The sequence below is a fragment of the Klebsiella sp. 141251 genome (genome assembly GCF_050600725.1).
In the GTDB taxonomy this organism is placed as follows: Bacteria; Pseudomonadota; Gammaproteobacteria; order Enterobacterales; family Enterobacteriaceae; genus Klebsiella; species Klebsiella aerogenes.
Genome location: NZ_JAQIRG010000004.1, coordinates 1 through 20,101 on the forward strand (window position 1 = coordinate 1; position 20,101 = coordinate 20,101).

Annotated in this window: 21 protein-coding genes and 1 other annotated feature; of the genes, 8 read left to right on the plus strand and 13 right to left on the minus strand. The window is 54.0% G+C overall.

Going from position 1 to position 20,101, the window contains the following annotated elements; all coding sequences use genetic code 11:
- Nucleotides 1-523 precede the first annotated feature (523 nt).
- The 3 genes from clpB to rluD form a co-directional block, all read right to left on the minus strand.
- Nucleotides 524-3,097 carry an ATP-dependent chaperone ClpB gene (gene clpB, locus PGR09_RS10230; protein WP_015703191.1) on the minus strand — a complete coding sequence of 858 codons (2,574 nt, stop codon included), beginning with the start codon at nucleotides 3,095-3,097 and terminating at the stop codon, nucleotides 524-526.
- Between the two features lie 129 nt (nucleotides 3,098-3,226).
- On the minus strand, nucleotides 3,227-3,958 hold the full coding sequence (gene yfiH, locus PGR09_RS10235) for a purine nucleoside phosphorylase YfiH (protein WP_047044442.1): 732 nt from the start codon (nucleotides 3,956-3,958) through the stop codon (nucleotides 3,227-3,229).
- On the minus strand, nucleotides 3,955-4,935 hold the full coding sequence (gene rluD, locus PGR09_RS10240; protein ID WP_047044438.1) for a 23S rRNA pseudouridine(1911/1915/1917) synthase RluD: 981 nt from the start codon (nucleotides 4,933-4,935) through the stop codon (nucleotides 3,955-3,957). The genes yfiH and rluD overlap by 4 nt, the downstream gene beginning before the upstream one ends.
- A 131-nt stretch (nucleotides 4,936-5,066) precedes the next feature.
- On the opposite strand from rluD, the gene bamD reads away from it, so the two are divergent.
- The 4 genes from bamD (at nucleotide 5,067) to pheA (ending at nucleotide 7,835) form a co-directional block, all read left to right on the plus strand.
- On the plus strand, nucleotides 5,067-5,804 hold the full coding sequence (bamD, locus tag PGR09_RS10245; protein WP_015370268.1) for an outer membrane protein assembly factor BamD: 738 nt from the start codon (nucleotides 5,067-5,069) through the stop codon (nucleotides 5,802-5,804).
- 272 nt (nucleotides 5,805-6,076) lie between these two features.
- Nucleotides 6,077-6,412: a ribosome-associated translation inhibitor RaiA gene (gene raiA, locus PGR09_RS10250; RefSeq protein WP_002914111.1), complete on the plus strand. Its 336-nt coding sequence runs from the start codon at nucleotides 6,077-6,079 to the stop codon at nucleotides 6,410-6,412.
- Nucleotides 6,413-6,524: 112 nt separating this feature from the next.
- Nucleotides 6,525-6,649 (plus strand) — a sequence feature (Phe leader region).
- The gene (pheL, locus tag PGR09_RS10255; RefSeq protein ID WP_100279143.1) at nucleotides 6,526-6,573 is read left to right on the plus strand and encodes a pheA operon leader peptide PheL; all 48 of its coding nucleotides are present in this window, start codon (nucleotides 6,526-6,528) and stop codon (nucleotides 6,571-6,573) included. Its footprint overlaps the feature before it by 48 nt.
- Nucleotides 6,650-6,674: 25 nt before the next feature.
- A complete protein-coding gene (gene pheA, locus PGR09_RS10260) occupies nucleotides 6,675-7,835 on the plus strand; it encodes a bifunctional chorismate mutase/prephenate dehydratase (protein ID WP_045395094.1) in 1,161 nt (386 codons plus the stop codon).
- Here the strand turns inward: pheA and PGR09_RS10265 are convergent.
- The 3 genes from PGR09_RS10265 to aroF all read right to left on the minus strand — a co-directional run bounded on the left by PGR09_RS10265 (nucleotide 7,832) and on the right by aroF (nucleotide 10,974).
- Nucleotides 7,832-8,704: an SMP-30/gluconolactonase/LRE family protein gene (locus PGR09_RS10265; protein ID WP_430916109.1), complete on the minus strand. Its 873-nt coding sequence runs from the start codon at nucleotides 8,702-8,704 to the stop codon at nucleotides 7,832-7,834. The two genes, pheA and PGR09_RS10265, sit on opposite strands and share 4 nt — an antisense overlap.
- Before the next feature lie 68 nt (nucleotides 8,705-8,772).
- Nucleotides 8,773-9,894, minus strand: a complete 1,122-nt coding sequence (gene tyrA, locus PGR09_RS10270; RefSeq protein ID WP_015703194.1) for a bifunctional chorismate mutase/prephenate dehydrogenase — start codon at nucleotides 9,892-9,894, stop codon at nucleotides 8,773-8,775.
- Between the two features lie 9 nt (nucleotides 9,895-9,903).
- A complete protein-coding gene (gene aroF, locus PGR09_RS10275) occupies nucleotides 9,904-10,974 on the minus strand; it encodes a 3-deoxy-7-phosphoheptulonate synthase AroF (RefSeq protein ID WP_348876863.1) in 1,071 nt (356 codons plus the stop codon).
- Nucleotides 10,975-11,317: 343 nt separating this feature from the next.
- Here aroF and PGR09_RS10280 point away from each other — a divergent pair, with 343 nt between their 5' ends.
- Genes PGR09_RS10280 through PGR09_RS10290 form a run of 3 tightly spaced genes read left to right on the plus strand, consistent with a single transcriptional unit; the run spans nucleotide 11,318 to nucleotide 13,535 of the window.
- On the plus strand, nucleotides 11,318-11,827 hold the full coding sequence (locus PGR09_RS10280) for a YfiR family protein (protein WP_026612240.1): 510 nt from the start codon (nucleotides 11,318-11,320) through the stop codon (nucleotides 11,825-11,827).
- Nucleotides 11,820-13,043 carry a diguanylate cyclase DgcN gene (gene dgcN / locus PGR09_RS10285; protein ID WP_047044434.1) on the plus strand — a complete coding sequence of 408 codons (1,224 nt, stop codon included), beginning with the start codon at nucleotides 11,820-11,822 and terminating at the stop codon, nucleotides 13,041-13,043. Before PGR09_RS10280 ends, dgcN begins: the two co-directional genes overlap by 8 nt.
- A 12-nt stretch (nucleotides 13,044-13,055) precedes the next feature.
- Nucleotides 13,056-13,535 (plus strand): OmpA family protein, encoded by a 480-nt coding sequence (locus PGR09_RS10290; RefSeq protein ID WP_045395099.1) that lies wholly within the window; start codon nucleotides 13,056-13,058, stop codon nucleotides 13,533-13,535.
- Nucleotides 13,536-13,540: 5 nt separating this feature from the next.
- On the opposite strand, the gene PGR09_RS10295 is transcribed toward PGR09_RS10290, so the two are convergent.
- The 7 genes from PGR09_RS10295 to ffh all read right to left on the minus strand — a co-directional run bounded on the left by PGR09_RS10295 (nucleotide 13,541) and on the right by ffh (nucleotide 19,142).
- The gene (locus PGR09_RS10295; protein WP_430916110.1) at nucleotides 13,541-14,911 is read right to left on the minus strand and encodes a PepSY-associated TM helix domain-containing protein; all 1,371 of its coding nucleotides are present in this window, start codon (nucleotides 14,909-14,911) and stop codon (nucleotides 13,541-13,543) included.
- A 56-nt stretch (nucleotides 14,912-14,967) separates the two neighbouring features.
- Complete coding sequence (locus PGR09_RS10300; protein WP_430916112.1) at nucleotides 14,968-15,417, minus strand: DUF2946 domain-containing protein; 450 nt, start codon at nucleotides 15,415-15,417, stop codon at nucleotides 14,968-14,970.
- Between the two features lie 120 nt (nucleotides 15,418-15,537).
- Nucleotides 15,538-15,885, minus strand: a complete 348-nt coding sequence (gene rplS, locus PGR09_RS10305; protein WP_002914145.1) for a 50S ribosomal protein L19 — start codon at nucleotides 15,883-15,885, stop codon at nucleotides 15,538-15,540.
- Nucleotides 15,886-15,924: 39 nt separating this feature from the next.
- On the minus strand, nucleotides 15,925-16,692 hold the full coding sequence (gene trmD / locus PGR09_RS10310) for a tRNA (guanosine(37)-N1)-methyltransferase TrmD (RefSeq protein WP_008806092.1): 768 nt from the start codon (nucleotides 16,690-16,692) through the stop codon (nucleotides 15,925-15,927).
- A gap of 31 nt (nucleotides 16,693-16,723) precedes the next feature.
- Entirely contained in the window at nucleotides 16,724-17,272 is a 549-nt protein-coding gene (gene rimM, locus PGR09_RS10315) for a ribosome maturation factor RimM (protein ID WP_015703198.1), read from the minus strand.
- Between the two features lie 18 nt (nucleotides 17,273-17,290).
- Nucleotides 17,291-17,539, minus strand: a complete 249-nt coding sequence (rpsP, locus tag PGR09_RS10320) for a 30S ribosomal protein S16 (protein WP_015370257.1) — start codon at nucleotides 17,537-17,539, stop codon at nucleotides 17,291-17,293.
- Nucleotides 17,540-17,777: 238 nt separating this feature from the next.
- The gene (ffh, locus tag PGR09_RS10325) at nucleotides 17,778-19,142 is read right to left on the minus strand and encodes a signal recognition particle protein (protein ID WP_020078159.1); all 1,365 of its coding nucleotides are present in this window, start codon (nucleotides 19,140-19,142) and stop codon (nucleotides 17,778-17,780) included.
- A gap of 166 nt (nucleotides 19,143-19,308) precedes the next feature.
- On the opposite strand from ffh, the gene PGR09_RS10330 reads away from it, so the two are divergent.
- Nucleotides 19,309-20,100: a cytochrome C assembly family protein gene (locus tag PGR09_RS10330; protein ID WP_015703199.1), complete on the plus strand. Its 792-nt coding sequence runs from the start codon at nucleotides 19,309-19,311 to the stop codon at nucleotides 20,098-20,100.
- Nucleotide 20,101 lies beyond the last annotated feature (1 nt).

Genomic DNA, 20,101 nt, shown 5'->3' on the forward strand with positions numbered 1-20,101 from the left:
TGTGTTAGGCCTGCCGCCAGCGTTCAATCTGAGCCATGATCAAACTCTTCAATTTAAGTTTGATGCTCGTGAATTAAACTTCGTAATGAATTACGTATGTTCACTCAGAGACTTGGTATTCATTTTTCGTCCGAGGACGTTAAGAATCCATGTCACTTTGAGTGCCCACACAGATTGTCTGATAAATTGTTAAAGAGCAGTTGCAACGCGGCTTTCAGCTCACCGTTGCGAGGTCCCGTATATTACGTTTTCCTCATTCAGAGTCAAGCGCTTATTTCGCTTTTCTCTGTCGGTTTTCAGCGTCGTATTTCTCTGCTGAAACCCTGCTGACCCGGCGGCTTGTTTGCCGTTGTTCCGTGTCAGTGGAGGCGCATTATAGGGAGTAATTCTGAAGTGACAAGCATAAATTCAAAAAAACAATTCAAGCGCTCACTTTTCAACCAAATCATCGTTTGGACTTTAATTCTTGCCTGGTTTTTAAACAAAAACGAGCCCAGAGGGCCCGTTTTTGTCGTTTTGTGACTTACTGCACTGCCACGATACGGTCGTCTTTCACCACCAGCTCGACGGTTTTACCCGGAACCAGCTCGCCAGACAAGATTTGCTGGGCTAACGGGTTCTCTATCTGTTGCTGGATGGCACGTTTCAATGGACGCGCACCGTATACCGGGTCGTAGCCATTTTCGCTCAGCAGCTTCAGCGCCTCATCGGACATATGCACTTCATAGCCGCGCTCTTCCAGACGTTTATACAAACGCTGCAGTTGGATCTGCGCAATAGAAGCAATGTGTTTTTCACCCAACGGATGGAAGACCACCACTTCATCGATACGGTTGATAAACTCCGGACGGAAGCGCTGACTAACCACGCCAAGCACCAGATCCTTCATATGACCGTAGTCCAGCTCGCCGAAACGTTCCTGAATCAGATCGGAACCGAGGTTAGAGGTCATGATGACAACCGTATTACGGAAGTCGACCGTTCTCCCCTGCCCGTCGGTCAGGCGACCATCGTCAAGCACCTGCAGCAGAATGTTAAATACATCCGGATGCGCTTTTTCCACTTCATCCAGCAGGATGACGGAATAAGGACGACGACGAACCGCTTCGGTCAGATACCCGCCCTCTTCGTAACCCACATATCCCGGAGGCGCACCGACCAGACGCGAGACGGAGTGTTTCTCCATAAATTCGGACATATCGATACGCACCATCGCGTCGTCGCTGTCGAACATGAAGTTAGCCAACGTTTTGCAAAGCTCGGTTTTACCCACCCCGGTCGGGCCGAGGAACAGGAACGAACCAATAGGCCGGTTCGGGTCAGACAGCCCGGCGCGGCTACGGCGAATGGCGTTGGATACCGCTTCAACCGCTTCATCCTGGCCAATGACGCGGTGATGCAGATCCTGCTCCATACGCAGCAGTTTTTCGCGCTCGCTTTCCATCATGCGCGCCACCGGAATACCGGTCCAGCGCGCCAGCACTTCGGCGATCTCGGCATCTGTAACTTTGTTACGTAACAGGCGCATCGTTTTGCCTTCAGACTGGGTGGCTGCCGCCAGCTGTTTTTCCAGCTCCGGAATTTTACCGTATTGCAGCTCGGACATCCGCGCGAGGTCGCCAAGACGTCGTGCTTGTTCGATGGCAATTTTGGCTTGTTCCAGCTCGGCTTTAATAGTCTGCGTACCGGAGAGTGATGCTTTTTCCGCTTTCCACTCTTCTTCCAGCACCGAATACTGGCTTTCTTTGTCCGCCAGCTCTTCATTAAGCATATCGAGACGTTTCAGGCTCGCTTCATCGGCCTCTTTCTTCAGCGCCTGCTGTTCCAGCTTCAACTGGATGATACGGCGATCGAGACGGTCCAGCTCTTCCGGCTTCGAGTCGATCTGCATACGGATGCTGGATGCCGCTTCATCGATAAGGTCGATAGCTTTATCCGGCAACTGACGGTCGGCAATATAGCGATGCGACAGGGTCGCCGCCGCCACGATGGCCGGGTCAGTGATCTGCACGTGGTGGTGCAGTTCATAACGTTCTTTCAGACCGCGCAAAATCGCGATGGTATCTTCTACCGTCGGCTCGGCAACAAACACTTTCTGGAAACGACGTTCCAGCGCAGCGTCTTTTTCAATGTACTGGCGGTATTCATCAAGGGTGGTGGCGCCGACGCAGTGCAGTTCACCGCGTGCCAGGGCCGGTTTCAGCATGTTGCCGGCATCCATCGCGCCGTCGGCTTTACCCGCGCCGACCATGGTGTGCAGCTCATCGATAAACAGGATAACGTTGCCTTCCTGTTTCGCCAGATCGTTCAGCACGCCTTTCAGACGTTCTTCGAACTCGCCGCGATATTTCGCCCCGGCCACCAGCGCGCCCATATCCAGCGCTAATACCCGACGGCCTTTCAGCCCTTCTGGTACTTCGCCGTTGACGATACGCTGCGCCAGTCCTTCGACGATTGCCGTTTTACCCACCCCGGGCTCACCAATCAGTACCGGGTTGTTTTTAGTACGGCGCTGAAGTACCTGGATGGTACGACGGATCTCTTCATCACGGCCGATCACCGGGTCCAGCTTGCCTTGTTCGGCCCGTTCGGTCAGATCGACGGTAAATTTTTTCAATGCCTGACGTTGGTCTTCGGCACCCTGATCGTTCACGCTTTCACCTCCGCGCATTTGTTCAATCGCCTGAGTCACATTGGCGGTTGTTGCTCCGGCAGATTTCAGCAGGTCGGTCAGCGTACCGCGTGATTCAAGCGCCGCCAGAACGAACAGTTCTGACGAAATAAAGTTATCCTTTCTCTTTTGCGCCAGCTTGTCGCAAAGATTGAGAATACGCACCAGATCCTGAGACGGCTGCACGTCGCCGCCGGTACCTTCTACCTGCGGTAAACGGCTCAGCGCCTGTTCGATTTGGCTGCGTAACGCCACGGCGTTAACACCCGCCGAGGTTAATAAAGGATGTACCGATCCCCCTTCCTGATTCAGCAAGGCGCTCATTAGATGAAGTGGTTCGATGAATTGGTTGTCGTGCCCGAGTGCTAGCGACTGGGCATCGGCAAGAGCAAGCTGGAATTTATTAGTAAGACGATCCAGACGCATAACTCCTCCCATAAACAGGTCAAATTTGCTACTGGAGATTAAATGAGGTCATCCCTCAATTATTCAAGGTTAAAGACCTGAACTATGTGAAAAATAAGTTTGCCTTCTGGATCGTCTTGATTCTCTAGGTTATATCAGCCAAATGAAACTTGCCATACGACCTGTGGTCTTGTCGCGACGATAAGAGAAAAAATCATCCTTTTCACTTAGAGTGCAACGATCGCCGCCGAAAATCTGCTCCACGCCGACGTTTGCCAGGCGCTGACGAGCCAATTGATAGATATTAGCAAAATATTTTTCACCGGCAGGACGGAAGGCGCTCTCCGCCTGGGCATCTTTGGCGATGAAAGCCTCGCGCACTTCCGCACCGACTTCAAACGCCTCAGGGCCTATTGCCGGACCAAGCCAGGCCAGGATATTTTCCGGTTTATCATTAAAGCAGGCGACCGTTTCTTCCAGTACGCCTTCACATAAGCCGCGCCATCCGGCGTGCGCTGCCGCCACCTCGGTTCCGTCGCGGTTACAGAACAGCACCGGCAGGCAGTCCGCGGTCATCACCGCACAAACGGTACCCGGCGTATTACAGTATGACGCATCGGCGCGTTTTGACACGTACGGCCCGCCATCCAACTTTAGTACCGTGGTACCATGCACCTGCTCCAGCCACACCGGATAAGAGGGTAATCCGCCAGCGGCAAACATCCGCCGGCGGTTTTCTTCGACATGCGGGAGATCGTCGCCGCAATGGGCGCCAAGGTTCAACGAGTCATACGGAGGCAGGCTCACGCCGCCCACACGAGTAGAACTACAGGCCGCCACGCCTTTCGGCATTGGCCACTGCGGAACAATCAGCTTTGTCATAACCAGTCAATATCGTCCTTATGGGCTTCAAAATCGGCGCGCATGGCGTCGATCAGATCCACCATATCCTGCGGGATCGGCGCATGCCATTCCATCTCAATACCGGTAATTGGGTGATACAGACGCAGCATCGTCGCGTGCAATGCCTGGCGATCGAATTTGCGTAGCGCGCTGATGAACTCGTCCGATGCCCCTTTCGGCGGACGCGGGCGGCCGCCGTAAACCTGATCGCCCACCAGCGGATGGGTGATATGCGCCATATGGACGCGAATCTGGTGGGTACGGCCGGTTTCCAGACGCAGGCGCAAACGGGTGTGGATACGGAAATGTTCCATAATGCGGTAATGGGTCACCGCCGGTTTCCCCATCGGGTGAACCGCCATATGCGTGCGCTTGGTTGGGTGACGGCTGATCGGTTCTTCAACCGTACCGCCAGCGGTCATGTGGCCGATGGCCACCGCTTCATACTCGCGGGTAATTTCGCGCAGCTGCAGCGACTCGACCAGACGCGTTTGCGCCGGAATAGTCTTCGCCACGACCATCAGGCCGGTGGTGTCTTTATCCAGACGGTGGACAATTCCCGCGCGCGGTACATCGGCAATGGGCGGATAGTAATGCAGCAGCGCATTCAGCACAGTACCGTCAGGGTTGCCCGCACCGGGGTGCACAACCAAATCACGTGGTTTGTTGATGACCAGGATGTCGTCATCTTCATAGACGATATTGAGCGGAATATCCTGCGGTTCAAAACGCACGTCTTCCTCGATCTCAACATCGATAGAGACGGCCTCGCCGCCAAAAACTTTTTCTTTCGGCTTGTCGATGACATTGCCATTTACCAGCACGCGCTGGTCAAGGATCCATTCTTTTATCCGCGAACGTGAATAATCCGGGAACAATTCGGCCAAAGCCTGATCTAAGCGTTGACCGAGTTGATTTTCGGACACCGTTGCGGTGAGTTGTACTCGTTGTGCCATATACAGCTTCTTCGTTTAACGTTGGGTTTTACGGCTTTGCCGTTTAATATAGTGTGCTATTGTAGCTGGTCTTAATCGGGAGCAGGAACAGAGATTCTCCCGCATAAACATTTTGAGGAAGTCAAAACGTCATGACGCGCATGAAATACCTGGTGGCAGCAGCCACACTGAGCCTGGCTTTGGTGGGTTGCTCTGGCTCAAAGGAGGAGGTGCCTGATAATCCGCCGAATGAAATTTACGCGACCGCCCAGCAAAAGTTGCAGGACGGTAACTGGAAACAGGCAATAACGCAACTGGAAGCGTTGGATAATCGCTATCCATTTGGTCCTTACTCCCAACAGGTACAGCTGGACCTGATTTATGCGTATTACAAAAATGCCGATTTGCCGCTGGCTCAGGCCGCAATCGATCGTTTCGCTCGTCTGAATCCTACGCATCCAAACATTGACTACGTCATCTATATGCGCGGCCTGACTAACATGGCCCTCGATGACAGCGCTCTGCAGGGCTTCTTCGGCGTCGATCGTTCCGACCGCGACCCGCAGCACGCTCGCGACGCATTCAATGATTTCTCGAAGCTGGTTCGCGGTTATCCGAACAGCCAGTACGCCACTGACGCCTACAAGCGTCTGGTGTTCCTGAAAGATCGTCTGGCGAAGTATGAGCTATCGGTGGTGGATTATTACACCGACCGCGGCGCCTGGGTTGCCGTTGTGAACCGCGTTGACGGTATGCTGCGTAACTACCCGGATACACAGGCCACTCGCGATGCGCTGCCGAAGATGGAAAACGCCTATCGTCAGATGCAAATGAACGCGCAGGCTGACAAAGTCGCCAAAATCATCGCCGCCAACGGCAAAAACACCTGAGGGTGATAGCAGAAAGCAAAACGGCAGCCACGCGGCTGCCGTTTTTTTATTCAATGAACACCAGCGCTGAAGCGGTTTAGCGCCGAGTTAACTCATCAAATATGGCCCCCTTTCTTCATTTCGACAAGTAAAATCTCATCCGTTCCTGTCCTGTCTCACAAAATGAATTCGTTGACAAAAAGTGACATTTAAATGTGATTTAGATCACACATTTTGACATTGGGCGAGGTATGCTGGGTTCACCAAGACGGGAAAGACAAGAGGTAAAATTTATGACAATGAACATTACCAGTAAACAAATGGAAATTACTCCGGCAATCCGCCAGCATGTCGCAGACCGTCTCGCCAAACTGGATAAGTGGCAAACCCATTTAATCAACCCGCACATCATTCTCTCTAAGGAGCCGCAGGGTTTTATTGCTGACGCAACCATCAATACGCCGAACGGTCATCTGGTTGCCAGCGCGCGTCATGAAGACATGTACGCCGCCATTAACGAATTGATCAACAAGCTGGAACGGCAGCTGAATAAAGTGCAACACAAAGGGGAAGCCCGCCGCGCCGCCACATCGGTGAAAGAGGCAGGCTTTGTGGAAGAAGAAGAGTAATCCTTAACTTAAGTTGTGTCATGCCACGCGCCTTCGGGCGCGTTTTTCGTTTTTTATTGACAGGATGAAAACAGTACAGGTACTGTAATCCACACTAACCTAAGGAATTCATCGTGAAACGACTCCCGTTCTTCTTCGCATTCTTTTTTACCTTCCCCTGACTGGGAGGCGGTTCGTCGTATAAGAAAGAATGCGAAGACGAATAACAAGGCCTCCCACGCGGGAGGCCTTTTTTATTGATAACAAGAAAGGCAACACAATTATGACCGAGGAAAACCCATTACTGGCCCTGCGCGACAAAATAAGCGCCCTTGATGAAAAACTGCTCGCGCTGCTGGCCGAACGCCGCGGCCTGGCGGTGGAAGTCGGGAAAGCGAAGCTGGAATCGCACCGTCCGGTACGCGATATCGACCGCGAACGCGACCTGCTGGAGCGTTTAATGACGCTTGGCAAAAAGCATCATCTGGACGCCCACTACATTACCCGCCTGTTCCAGCTGATTATTGAAGACTCCGTTCTTACCCAACAGGCGCTACTGCAGCAGCATCTCAATAAGATTAACCCCCACTCCGCGCGTATCGCCTTCCTGGGGCCTAAAGGTTCGTACTCACATCTTGCCGCGCGCCAGTACGCCGCGCGTCATTTTGAGCAATTTATCGAAAGCGGCTGCGCGAAATTCGCCGATATCTTTGAGCAGGTCGAAACCGGTCAGGCCGATTACGCCGTCGTGCCGATCGAAAACACCAGCTCCGGCGGGATCAACGATGTGTACGATCTGCTGCAGCACACCAGTCTGTCGATCGTTGGCGAACTGACGCTGCCAATCGATCACTGTGTGCTCGTTTCGTCCTCAACGGACGCCGATAAGATCGAGACCGTCTATAGTCATCCGCAGCCGTTCCAGCAGTGCAGCCAGTATTTAAGCCGCTATCCGCACTGGAAAATCGAGTACACCGAGAGCACCTCGGCGGCGATGGAAAAAGTCGCGCAGGCAAAATCTCCCACCGTTGCCGCGCTGGGTAGCGAAGCCGGCGGCGCGCTGTACGGGCTGCAGGTGCTGGAGCACTGCCAGGCTAACCAGACGCAAAACATCACTCGTTTCCTGGTGCTGGCGCGTAAAGCGGTGAACGTATCCGATCAGGTGCCGGCGAAAACGACGTTGTTAATCGCCACCGGCCAACAGGCGGGCGCGCTGGTTGAAGCGCTTCTGGTGCTGCGTAACCACAACCTGATCATGAGCAAGCTGGAATCGCGCCCAATCCACGGTAACCCGTGGGAAGAGATGTTTTATCTGGATATTCAGGCCAACCTGGAATCCCTTCCTCTACGTAAAGCCTTAAAAGAGCTGGCCGAAATTACCCGTTCGATGAAAGTACTGGGCTGTTACCCGAGCGAAAACGTCGTGCCGGTCGACCCGGCTTAACGTTCAATAAATTGCCGTTTCTTCATCCCTGCCACCGCAACCGGCAGGGTGAAGATGGCGCCGGAAAGCGGATATTGCGCCACTTCGTCGGCGTCCATATTTTCCCGGGTGGTAGTGATATAGAGCGTTTTCATGTCCGCGCCGCCGAAACACACCATCGTGGGGCAACGCACCGGCACGCGATACTCTTCCAGTTGTTCTCCGTTCGGCGAAAAGCGGGCAATCCGCCAGCCGTCAAACATCGCGCTCCAGTAACAGCCTTCTTCATCAACCGCCGCACCGTCAGGGATCCCCTCTCCCGGATGGAAACGACGAAACACTTCCCGTATGCCCGGCTCGCCCTGCTCATCCAGCGGCGTGCGGTAAATCACCGCGTTTGGCGTATCGGAGGTATACATCCAGCGCTTATCGTCGCTAAATGCCAGACCATTAGCACCATGAATATCGCACTGCACCACCTTTGGCGTCAGGTCATTATCAATCCGTACCAGCAGCGCGCCATTGTAATCCCCCGGCCCCCAGAAGGTCCCTGCGTAAAAACGGCCATCCCGGTCGGTGCCGCCGTCGTTAAAACGCGCCAGATCCGGGTTACTTGGGTTATCACAAATTTTGCGTTGCAGCAGACCACGGGCATCACAAAGCCAGATACCGCTACGTAAGGCAACGATAAAACCGCCCTTCTCGCGCAGAGCAAAGCATCCCACTTCTTCGGGAAATTGCAGAACCTGGTGTTCTTTACTGCGTGTATCGTAGCGGTGAATTTCGCACTCCAGAATATCCGCCCAGTACAGTACCTGTTCGGCATCGCTCCAGGTTGGGCATTCCGGCAGGTGCCCGACGTAATCAAACAGCGGTTGCGGTTGAGCCATCTTTTCATCCCTATAAAAAAAGCCAGCGGGTTACCCCTCTGGCTTTATTGTATACACGTTTAGCGGACTTACTGTCGATTATCATTCGCCTGACGCAGCAGCGTGCGGCTTTCGCTCTGGAAGCGCTGGGCGTAATCGCCAAACCAGTGTTCGACTTTACGGAAGCTGTCGATAAACGCCTGTTTATCGCCCTGCTCCAGCAGGCCAATCGCTTCGCCGAAACGCTGGTAGTAGCGCTTAATCAACGCCAGATTATTTTCTGACGACATAATGATGTCGGCATACAGCTGCGGATCCTGGGCAAACAGACGCCCCACCATCGCCAGCTCCAGCCGATAAATCGGCGAAGAGAGCGCCAATAGTTGCTCAAGACGAACGTTCTCTTCGGCCAGATGCAGGCCATAGGCGAAAGTGGCAAAGTGACGCAACGCCTGAATAAACGCCATGTTCTGATCGTGCTCAACGGCGCTGATGCGGTGCAGTCGCGCCCCCCAGACCTGAATCTGTTCAAGGAACCACTGGTACGCTTCCGGCTGACGCCCATCGCAGTAAACCACTACCTGTTTCGCCAGGCTGCCGCTGTCCGGGCCAAACATCGGGTGCAATCCCAATACCGGGCCGTTATGCGCCGCCAGCATCGCCTGCAGCGGCTCGGCTTTGATGGAAGCCAGATCGACCAGAATGCAATCTGCCGGCAGCGGCGGCAGACGTGAAATCGTCTCGGCTGTGGTATGGATCGGAACGCTGACGATAACCATCCCGGCATCGGCGACAATCTCTGTCGCCCGCGGCCAGTCTTCTTTTTCCAGTACCCGCACCTGATAGCCAGACAGCGTCAGCATCTTCTCAAACAGACGTCCCATCTGCCCGCCGCCGCCAACAATGACCACCGGGCGCAGATTCGGATGCAGCGTTTTGAAGCCTTTGTCGTTTTCACTTGAATACGATTCGCGCATCACCCGACGCAGAACATCCTCGATAAGATCCGGCGGCACGCCGAGCGCCGCCGCCTCTTCCCGGCGGGAAGCCAGCATCGCGGCTTCCCGTTCCGGTACGTAAATCGGCAGGCCATATTTACTCTTAACCTCGCCAACCTCCGCCACCAGCTCCAGGCGCTTTGCCAGCAAATCAAGCAGCGCCTTATCAACTTCATCAATTTGATCGCGCAATGCGGTCAGTTCAGCAACCATACAATCCTCTTAAGCCAGACGTGCCGCCAGATGTCCGCGCAGATCGCTATCGAGCTCGCGCAGCAGTGCATCGGTAGTTTCCCAGCTGATGCAGGCATCGGTGACGGATACGCCATACTTCATATCGCAACGGGGCTGCTCAGAAGACTGATTGCCTTCGTGGATATTGCTCTCAATCATCAGGCCAATGATGGAACGGTTGCCATCTTTGATCTGCGCGACGACGGATTCCGCAACCGCCGGCTGACGACGGAAGTCTTTATTGGAATTACCATGACTGCAATCTATCATCAGCGACGGTTTCAGTCCCGCCTGCGCCATCTCTTTTTCGCACTTCTCAACATCTTCCGGGCCGTAGTTAGGCGCTTTGCCGCCGCGCAGAATGACGTGACCATCCGGATTCCCCTGGGTCTGCAGCAGGCAAACCTGGCCGGCCTGGTTGATGCCGACAAAACGGTGCGGCATGGCGGCGGCGCGCATGGCGTTGATCGCCGTCGCCAGGCTGCCATCGGTACCGTTTTTAAAACCAACCGGCATCGACAGACCGGATGCCATTTCACGGTGGGTCTGCGATTCGGTGGTACGCGCGCCGATAGCGGACCAGCTGAACAGATCGCCAAGGTATTGCGGGCTATTAGGATCGAGCGCTTCTGTTGCCAGCGGCAGGCCCATATTGACCAAATCAACCAGCAGGCGACGCGCGATCTTGAGACCGCCTTCAACATCAAACGAGCCATCCATGTGCGGATCGTTAATCAGCCCTTTCCAGCCAACGGTAGTACGGGGCTTTTCAAAATAGACGCGCATCACCAGGTAGAGGCTATCGCTGACCTCTGCGGCAAGGGCTTTAAATCGACGAGCATATTCGATAGCAGCTTCCGGATCGTGAATTGAGCAAGGACCGCAGACCACCAGCAGACGCGGATCGCGGCCGGCAATAATGTTGGAAATAGTCTGCCGGGAGTGGGCGATCTGCGCTTCCTGCTCCACGGTTAACGGGAATTCGGCTTTCAGCTGATCCGGGGTAATCAGAACTTGTTCATCGGTAATATGTACGTTATTCAGCGCGTCTTTTTGCATGATGGCGATCCTGTATAGCTCGTTTGCGATAGTTGTTGCCTCAGCGGGCATGACGTAACCATACCATATAAAGTAAAGATATCAATCCATATTACGTAAACTTTAATTTACACCAGCAAAATAATTGGCATCGGATTGGCCGCAAACTGTTCATATAAATGTACACATGACGAAAGACTCTTTTTGCCGCCGCGCTTTACTCATTCCTTTACTAAAATTCCTGGTAAGGATTATCTCAAAGCGGCCGGGGCAGCTAATGACGCTTTTTGCCAATAATGCTATTCTCCGCTCAGGCAACTGCGAACTGCGTTTCCCGTGCAATAACGATTTGACGGACCCGTTAATGAAAGAGTTTTACCGTCTATTTTTGCTTTTCTTTTTGCTCATCGCGGGAGTTCCCGCTTTTGCCGCTGAGACATCTGAGAACGTTCGCGCCATAGTTTCGGGGATTGTGACTTATACGCGCTGGCCAAATTTATCCGGCCCGCCGAAGTTATGCGTTTTTTCCACCTCCCGATATATCCGCAGTTTGGCTCAGGAAGCGCCGGAAAATTTACCTTATCAACCGGTGATAGTTCGAAATTCACAGGAAGCCCTAAAGGCCAGCTGCGACGGTTTGTATTTCGGCAGTGAAACCCCGGATCAGCAGTCTGCATTAACAAAAAAATATGGCTCCCGTCCCCTATTACTCATAGCGGAACAAAATACCGATTGCTCTTTTGGCAGCGCTTTTTGCTTGCTCATAAATGACGATAGGGTGAGGTTTTCCGTTAATCTGGATGTCCTGACGCATAGCGGTGTACGGGTCAATCCGGACGTACTGATGCTTGCCCGGAAGAAATCACATGAATAAGGATTTTTCTCAGGCCCCGCGCCCCACTTTCAAAAACGCGTTACGCCGAATCAGCATGATAAGCGTAGTGATTTCGATGACGCTGGTCTGGCTTTTGCTCAGCGCCGCCTCTGTCATCACGTTAAAACAGTACGCGCAAAAAAATCTTGAGCTCACCGCGGCAACCATGGGCCGCAGCCTCGAAGCGGCACTGGTTTTTGGCGATGCCACCGCCGCAGAAGATACGCTGGCGACGCTTGGAAGACAGGGGCAATTTTCCGAAGCCACGCTTCTGGACAGCCGTCAGCGTCATTTCGCCGACTGGCGTAATGACGCCTTAGTTAAAAACGAAAAATTCAGTGGTTATATTAGTAAATGGCTGTTTCCTGAACCGACTGTCCAGCCAATCTGGCATCAGGGAAAAATAATCGGTGAGCTTCGTCTGAAGGCGCTCGATCGGTTAATCAGTCATTTTCTCGGTGTTTCGCTGATCGTATTGACCGGCAGTATTCTGCTGGCGTCCGTTATCGCCCTGATGCTCACCCATTCTCTGCACCGCGGTATTGTCACCGCGCTGCAAAGTATTACCGAAGTGGTACATGATATCCGCGAAAACCGCCATTTCTCGCGCCGTGTACCGGAAGAACGTATTGAGGAATTCCATCTCTTCGCCCAGGACTTCAATAGCCTGCTCGGAGAAATGGAGGATTGGCAGCGTCAGCTGCAGGCAAAAAATGCGCAACTGCTGCGCAGCTCGTTACATGATCCACTAACGGGATTGGCGAATCGCGCGGCGTTTCGCAACGTCATCGGTAAACTGATGGACGATGACGCGGCACGCCATAGCTCGGCGCTGCTGTTTCTTGACGGCGATAATTTCAAACTCATTAACGATAACTGGGGACACGCCGCCGGCGATAAAGTCCTTATTGAGGTCGCCAGCCGCCTGATGGCATTCGTTGGCGACCAACACCAGGCATGGCGTCTGGGCGGCGATGAATTCGCCATTTTATTGCACGATGTGCATACAGAAACCGAAGTCCAGGCGCTTTGCGCAACGCTGTCCGAACAGTTTCTCCAGCCATTCAACCTTCACAATGGCCACACGGCAACGCTCTCTCTGAGTATTGGCTATGCTTTGACCTGGGAGCACACCTCGGTGGAGGAGCTGCAGGAACTGGCCGATCAGAATATGTATCGGATGAAAAACCAGCGTTTTCATCACACACAAAAATAAGAAGGAATTACTATGCTCAGGCAATTTATTGCACCCACTCTTCTGGCTGCATTTCTCCTCACCGGGTGCCAGGCGCCAGGTAAGTTCTCTAAAGAACAGGTCGCAGCAATGAAGTCTTACGGCTTTACCGAAGCCGCTGGTGATTGGTCTTTAGGTTTGTCTGACAGCATTCTGTTTGACAAAAACGACTATCGCCTGCGTCCCGAAAGCCAGCAGCAAATCCACAGTATGGCCGCACGGTTAGCTGAGACCGGTATTACCCATAGCCGTCTTGAAGGTCATACCGATAACTACGGCGAAGACAGCTACAATGAAGCGCTGTCATTAAAGCGCGCCAACAGCGTGGCGGATGCCTGGGCTGAAGGCGCGAAAATCCCGCGCAGTAATCTAACCACCCGCGGATTAGGTAAAAAGTACCCCATCGCCAGCAACGATACCGCTGCAGGCCGTGCTGAAAACCGCCGCGTTACCGTGGTGATCAGCACGCCTTAAGCAGGTTAGTCTACCGACTTAGCCAGCCTCATCGCTGAAGCCGCGCGCCAGCGCAGGTAATCAACCACGAGGCACGCCGCGAGGCTGACGCCCATCAGCGGCACCGCCAGCCCGAGCAGAAGCGCGATTAGCAGCGCAAGCGCCCGGGCGGCGACACTTAACCCCAACCACGCTTGCACCAACGTCTGTGCTGGATTAAACGCACTCTGCGTCGGACGGCGGATCCACCACAGGCGGTAGCCGACGATGATCATGACGCACAGAGCCACCCCGAACGCCACCAACAGCAACTGGTTCGCCAACCCGAACAGTAAACCCATATGAAAATCGACGCCCCATCGGGTCAGCTTAGCCATCAGCGGGAAATCGCTAAAGCGGGTACGATCCACGACTTGTAACGTCTCGCCATCAATGGCCACCGCATCGACCCGTGTCGGCCAGCTACGGTCAATTTCATTCACCGTCCACGCCATCCCCGCGCTTTTGGGCGGCCTGATCTCCAGCTTGCTGGCCGTCAGCCCTGCGGCCTGCGCCACCTGCAATACGCTATCGAACCGTTCCGCAGTCACTTTCACCTGTGGCTCATCCATTGCCATATGCGCCATGTGGTGCCCGGCATGCGGATCGGGCGGCATCGCCTCCCCGCCATGAAGTTGCGTATTGACCTGCGGTGTTAGCCAGCCAAACGCGGCGCGCATCTTATCGACGTTACCGCCCGCCCACTGCGACCAGGTTAAGCCGGTGGCGGAAAACAGCAACATGCCAACCAGCAACATCCAGCCCAGCGTCACGTGCAGACGGCGGGTATTTTGCAGCCGATTGTTTATCCGCCGCTTCGGACGAGTCATCGCCCATAGCGCAATACCGCCCAACGCCGCAACCCACATCCAGGAGGCCGCCAGTTCGCTGTACAGCCTGCCGCCGTCACCCAACAGCAAGGATTTATGCGCGTAATCAATCCACTGGCGCAGCGGTAAAATCCCGCTGGTACCGTAAACCGTCAGATCGCCTTTGACCCGTAGCGTCACCGGGTCAACAAAAATAGCCCGATTTTCTGATTCCCCCAGCCGCGGGTCGGCAAACATCACCCGCGTCGTTTCGCCGGCGGTAATCCCCGGGCGCACGGCCTGCAGGCGGAGATTGTTTTGCGTAGCCTCTTTGGCGACGGCAATTTGCGCGCTAAGAGGCTGTTTTTCCCCGTTGAGCGAGCCCTGTAAGGCGTCATGGTACAGCCAGTTTTCCAGCTGCGGCGTGGAGACATACAGCGTGCCGGTCAAGGCCGCGACAAAGATAAATGGTCCGATAAACAGACCAATATAGAAATGGAGGCGCCGCAGCAGGTTTAACCATGCCGCGCGCGAGGTGCAGGTTGTCATACTCTTCCTTTTTTAAAGCAAAAGAGGTCGTTGCGCAGTACGCAGATTCATTTTTATTAAAGGGAAAAAGCAGACAGCCGCGGCGGCGCGCGGGTTTCAGGGTAGAGCCAGGGGAAGTAGTGCCAGTGTTTTAATACCGGGCGAGAAACCGGCAGGCGAATGCGCCGCAGGATCATGGCGAAGAACAGCGCCAGCGCGAACAGCAGCCCCGGTACGTGCGCTAATAGCACGCAATAGCCGCAGGCTTCGGCGTGATCAACCGGCATGCTATGCGCCGGCTGTGACGCGCTGTCAGCGCCGTGCATCATTACCATCTCATGCCCGGACATCCCATCATGAGACTCGCCCATCGGCATAGCATGATGCATGCCCGGCGTCGCACTCATGGGGTCTTTCTGTAGCGAAATGGAGATCAGCGGCGCCACCACGATCAGCAGGATCGCAAACAGCGCCAGCCAGGCGGCCCGCCGTTGAAATGCTGGTTGTGAGAAAATAGTGCCGTTCACCGCCCCTCCGAAATCCGGGCGATATTGTAATTGATTTACATCAAAATAGTTAAAATTTAGATAAAAAAAGGGCCAGCCATCCGGCCAGCCCTTTCTATCAGGATGTCGCGAAAGCGAATCTTAGTTAAGACGCTCTTTGATACGAGCAGACTTACCGGTACGCTCACGCAGGTAGTACAGTTTAGCTTTACGTACAGCACCACGACGTTTAACAGCAATGCTGTCAACTACCGGAGAGTGAGTCTGGAAGACACGCTCAACGCCTTCGCCGTTGGAAATTTTACGAACAGTGAATGCAGAGTGCAGACCGCGGTTACGAATAGCGATAACCACGCCCTCGAATGCCTGCAGACGTTTTTTGGAACCTTCAACAACCCATACTTTCACTTCCACGGTATCACCCGGACGGAAGGAAGGTACGTCCTGCTTCATCTGTTCTTGTTCAAGTTGCTTAATAATGTTGCTCATAATTTAATCTCTTATCCTGGGTAAACTGATATTGGGGGCTCACGCCTGCCCATCATGTTTATGCTGCTGTTGCGCGTGTTCGCTTTTGAACTGCGCCAGCAACTTTGCTTGCTCTTCAGTCAGAGCCAGGTTTTCCAGAAGTTCAGGTCTTCTAAGCCAGGTGCGGCCCAGCGACTGCTTCAGACGCCAGCGACGTATCTCAGCATGGTTTCCCGACAGCAATACTGGCGGTACTTCCATCTCTTCTAACACTTCAGGACGGGTATAGTGCGGGCAATCCAGCAACCCATCAGCAAAGGAATCTTCCGTTGCTGATGCTTCATGTCCCAGAACTCCCGGAATGAACCGGGAAACGGAGTCAATCAGCGTCATTGCCGGTAACTCACCACCGCTGAGAACGTAATCGCCGATTGACCATTCTTCGTCAATTTCGGTTTGGATTACGCGCTCGTCTATCCCTTCGTAGCGACCACACACCAGAATCAGTTTCTGATTCGTTGCCAGTTCGCTGACGCCCGCTTGATCAAGCTTGCGCCCCTGAGGTGACAGATAAATCACCTTTGCGCCTTCACCTGCCGCGGCTTTTGCTGCATGAATGGCATCCCGTAAAGGTTGAACCATCATTAGCATCCCCGGTCCGCCGCCGTAAGGACGATCGTCCACGGTACGGTGCCGGTCATGAGCGAAGTCGCGAGGACTCCAGCTTTCGATGCTCAGCAGGCCATTTTTTACTGCCCGGCCAGTTACCCCGTAATCGGTAATTGCGCGGAACATTTCAGGAAACAGGCTAATTATGCCAATCCACATAGCGCCGTCTTTTACCGTTTATCCGGAGAATTTAAAAACCAGGATCCCAATCTACTTCGATAGTACGAGTAGCGAGATCGACTTTCTTGATAACCTGCCCATCGAGGAACGGAACCAACCGCTCCTTGATGCCAAATGCATCTTTCAGGTTTGCCTTGATGACGAGAACGTCATTCGACCCGGTTTCCATCATATCAATGACTTTACCCAGGCTATAGCCTTCGGTGGTAACTACCTGGCAGCCCATCAGGTCTTTCCAGTAATAGTCGCCCTCTTCCAGCGCCGGCAGCTGCGATGAATCCACGATAATTTCGCAATTAGTCAGGAGATTCGCCGCATCACGATCGTCAATGCCTTTCAGCTTGATGATGATGTCCTGATTGTGGTGGCGCCAGCTTTCCAGCTCAACAACCTGCCACTGACCCGCCTTCTGGATTAACCAGGGCTGATAGTCAAAAATGCTTTCAGCGTCTTCGGTGGAGGAAAACACTCTGAGCCAACCACGGATACCGTAGGAAGAACCCATTTTCCCCAATACAATCGGATCAACAGGTGCTTGTGCGGTGTGTTGCTTGCTCATCATGACCACCGTGACAGATTAAGCTGCTTTGTTAGCGGCTTTGATCAGCGCGGCAACGCGATCGGAAACAGTAGCGCCCTGGCCAACCCAGTGAGCGATACGATCCAGATCCAGGCGGGTGCCTTCTTCTTTCTCGGTAGCGATCGGGTTGAAGAAGCCAACGCGCTCGATGAAGCGACCGTTGCGTGCATTACGGCTGTCGGTGACAACAACCTGGTAGAACGGACGCTTTTTAGCGCCGTGACGTGCTAAACGAATAGTTACCATAACATCCTCTTGTGTGAATAAAACAACCGGGCCCCATCGAGGAACGGAGCCCGGTGTCATATTAAAAGCCCGAAAATTTTACTGATTTCTGTGCAAAAATCAATTCAAAACTACATACGCTAAATAATTCGAGTTGCAGGAAGGCGGCAAGTGAGTAAATCCCCGGGAGCGTACACAAGTACGTGACCGGGGTGAACGAACGCAGCCAACGCATCTGCGGCTTGAATTATGACGCGTATTAGCGGCCAGGGAATCCTGGCGGCATCATCCCTTTCATCCCACGCATCATCTTCATCATGCCGCCTTTCGACTTCATCTTCTTCATCATGCGCTGCATGTCGTCGAACTGCTTCAGCAGACGGTTCACGTCCTGCACCTGCATTCCGCAACCGGCGGCGATACGGCGTTTACGCGAACCTTTAATGATTTCCGGCTTGGCGCGCTCTTTCATCGTCATCGAGTTGATGATCGCTTCCATACGCACCAGCACTTTGTCGTCCATCTGCGCTTTCACGTTATCGGGAATTTGCCCCATGCCCGGCAGTTTGCCCATCAGGCTGGCCATGCCGCCCATGTTTTTCATCTGGCGCAGTTGCTCAAGGAAGTCGGTCAGGTCGAAACCGTCGCCTTTCTTCAGCTTGGATGCCAGCTTCTCGGCCTGCGCGCGGTCAACTTTGCTCTCGATATCTTCGATAAGCGACAGCACGTCGCCCATGCCGAGAATACGAGAAGCGATACGGTCCGGGTGGAACGGCTCCAGCGCTTCGGTTTTCTCGCCGACGCCGAGGAATTTAATCGGCTTGCCGGTGATATGACGAATCGACAGCGCCGCACCGCCGCGGGCGTCGCCGTCCACCTTGGTCAGCACCACGCCGGTCAAAGGCAACGCTTCGTTAAAGGCCTTCGCGGTATTCGCCGCATCCTGACCGGTCATCGCATCGACGACGAACAGCGTCTCAACCGGATTAATCGCGGCGTGGACCTGTTTGATTTCGTCCATCATCGCTTCATCGACGTGCAGACGACCGGCGGTATCCACCAGCAGCACGTCGTAGAATTTAAGCTTCGCTTCTTTCAGCGCCGCGTTGACGATATCAACCGGCTTCTGGCCCACGTCGGACGGGAAGAAATCCACGCCGACCTGCTCTGCCAGCGTTTCCAGCTGTTTAATCGCCGCCGGGCGGTATACGTCCGCGGAAACGACCAGCACTTTTTTCTTGTGCTTCTCGCGCAGGAATTTACCCAGCTTACCGACGCTGGTCGTTTTACCCGCACCCTGCAGGCCCGCCATCAGGACGACGGCCGGCGGCTGCGCGGCTAAATCCAGCGTCTGGTTTTCTTCGCCCATCGCCGCAACCAGCTCGTTGCGAACAATTTTGACGAACTCCTGACCTGGCGTCAGGCTTTTATTGACTTCATGGCCTACCGCGCTCTCTTTGACGCGGCTGATGAAATCACGCACCACCGGAAGCGCGACGTCGGCCTCCAGCAGCGCCATGCGCACTTCGCGCAGGGTGTCTTTAATGTTGTCTTCGGTAAGGCGTCCGCGGCCGCTAATGTTGCGCAGCGTACGCGACAAACGATCGGTTAAATTATCAAACATTGTCTCTCGCCTGAGGTGGAAACGGTCGGTCGCCGCAGCGACACAAAAATACGAATTTGGCGCAGTATAACACGACATAAACCTGAATGTGCTGCAACGGTTGGAGCAGACGTCGCGTGACGCTATACTGCTTCTCTTTCTTATTTAGTCAACAGTCGACGCTCCTATGCCTGTGTTTGCTCTACTTGCCCTTGTCGCCTACTCCATCAGCCTTGCGCTGATCATCCCTGGCTTGCTGCAAAAAAACAGCAGCTGGCGGCGGATGGCGATTCTCTCCGCGACGATAGCGCTGATTTGCCACGCCTTCGCGCTGGAGTCACGTATTTTCCCCGGCGGCGAAGGTGGGCAAAATCTCAGCTTACTTAACGTCGGCTCGCTGGTCAGCCTGATGATCTGTACGGTGATGACCATCGTCGCCTCGCGTAATCGCGGTTGGCTATTGCTACCTATCGTATACGCCTTCGCGCTGATCAACCTCGCCTTCGCCACCTTCGTGCCTAACGAGTACATCACCCACCTCGAAACCACTCCTGGGATGTTGGTGCATATCGGCCTGTCGCTCTTTGCCTACGCCACGCTTATCATCGCCGCGCTGTACGCGCTGCAGCTGGCGTGGATTGACTACCAGCTGAAAAATAAAAAGCTGGCTTTCAGCAGCGAAATGCCGCCGCTGATGAGTATTGAGCGTAAAATGTTTCATATCACCCAGGTTGGCGTAGTGCTGCTGACCCTGACGCTATGCACCGGGTTGTTCTATATGCACAACCTGTTCAATACCGAAAATATTGATAAAGCGGTGCTGTCTATCGTGGCCTGGTTTGTCTATATCGTACTGCTGTGGGGGCACTACCACGAAGGCTGGCGCGGCCGCCGGGTGGTCTGGTTTAACGTCGCCGGAGCCGGGTTGCTGACCCTGGCTTATTTTGGCAGCCGCGTCCTTCAGCAGTTTGTTAGTTAAA

Bases quoted from the DNA above. Each gene is read 5' to 3' on its own strand.
- clpB (WP_015703191.1), bottom strand. From the start codon at position 3,097: ATGCGTCTGGATCGTCTTACTAATAAATTCCAGCTTGCTCTTGCCGAT.
- yfiH (WP_047044442.1), bottom strand. From the start codon at position 3,958: ATGACAAAGCTGATTGTTCCGCAGTGGCCAATGCCGAAAGGCGTGGCG.
- rluD (WP_047044438.1), bottom strand. From the start codon at position 4,935: ATGGCACAACGAGTACAACTCACCGCAACGGTGTCCGAAAATCAACTC.
- bamD (WP_015370268.1), top strand. From the start codon at position 5,067: ATGACGCGCATGAAATACCTGGTGGCAGCAGCCACACTGAGCCTGGCT.
- raiA (WP_002914111.1), top strand. From the start codon at position 6,077: ATGACAATGAACATTACCAGTAAACAAATGGAAATTACTCCGGCAATC.
- pheA (WP_045395094.1), top strand. From the start codon at position 6,675: ATGACCGAGGAAAACCCATTACTGGCCCTGCGCGACAAAATAAGCGCC.
- PGR09_RS10265 (WP_430916109.1), bottom strand. From the start codon at position 8,704: ATGGCTCAACCGCAACCGCTGTTTGATTACGTCGGGCACCTGCCGGAA.
- tyrA (WP_015703194.1), bottom strand. From the start codon at position 9,894: ATGGTTGCTGAACTGACCGCATTGCGCGATCAAATTGATGAAGTTGAT.
- aroF (WP_348876863.1), bottom strand. From the start codon at position 10,974: ATGCAAAAAGACGCGCTGAATAACGTACATATTACCGATGAACAAGTT.
- PGR09_RS10280 (WP_026612240.1), top strand. From the start codon at position 11,318: ATGAAAGAGTTTTACCGTCTATTTTTGCTTTTCTTTTTGCTCATCGCG.
- dgcN (WP_047044434.1), top strand. From the start codon at position 11,820: ATGAATAAGGATTTTTCTCAGGCCCCGCGCCCCACTTTCAAAAACGCG.
- PGR09_RS10290 (WP_045395099.1), top strand. From the start codon at position 13,056: ATGCTCAGGCAATTTATTGCACCCACTCTTCTGGCTGCATTTCTCCTC.
- PGR09_RS10295 (WP_430916110.1), bottom strand. From the start codon at position 14,911: ATGACAACCTGCACCTCGCGCGCGGCATGGTTAAACCTGCTGCGGCGC.
- rplS (WP_002914145.1), bottom strand. From the start codon at position 15,885: ATGAGCAACATTATTAAGCAACTTGAACAAGAACAGATGAAGCAGGAC.
- trmD (WP_008806092.1), bottom strand. From the start codon at position 16,692: ATGTGGATTGGCATAATTAGCCTGTTTCCTGAAATGTTCCGCGCAATT.
- rimM (WP_015703198.1), bottom strand. From the start codon at position 17,272: ATGAGCAAGCAACACACCGCACAAGCACCTGTTGATCCGATTGTATTG.
- rpsP (WP_015370257.1), bottom strand. From the start codon at position 17,539: ATGGTAACTATTCGTTTAGCACGTCACGGCGCTAAAAAGCGTCCGTTC.
- ffh (WP_020078159.1), bottom strand. From the start codon at position 19,142: ATGTTTGATAATTTAACCGATCGTTTGTCGCGTACGCTGCGCAACATT.
- PGR09_RS10330 (WP_015703199.1), top strand. From the start codon at position 19,309: ATGCCTGTGTTTGCTCTACTTGCCCTTGTCGCCTACTCCATCAGCCTT.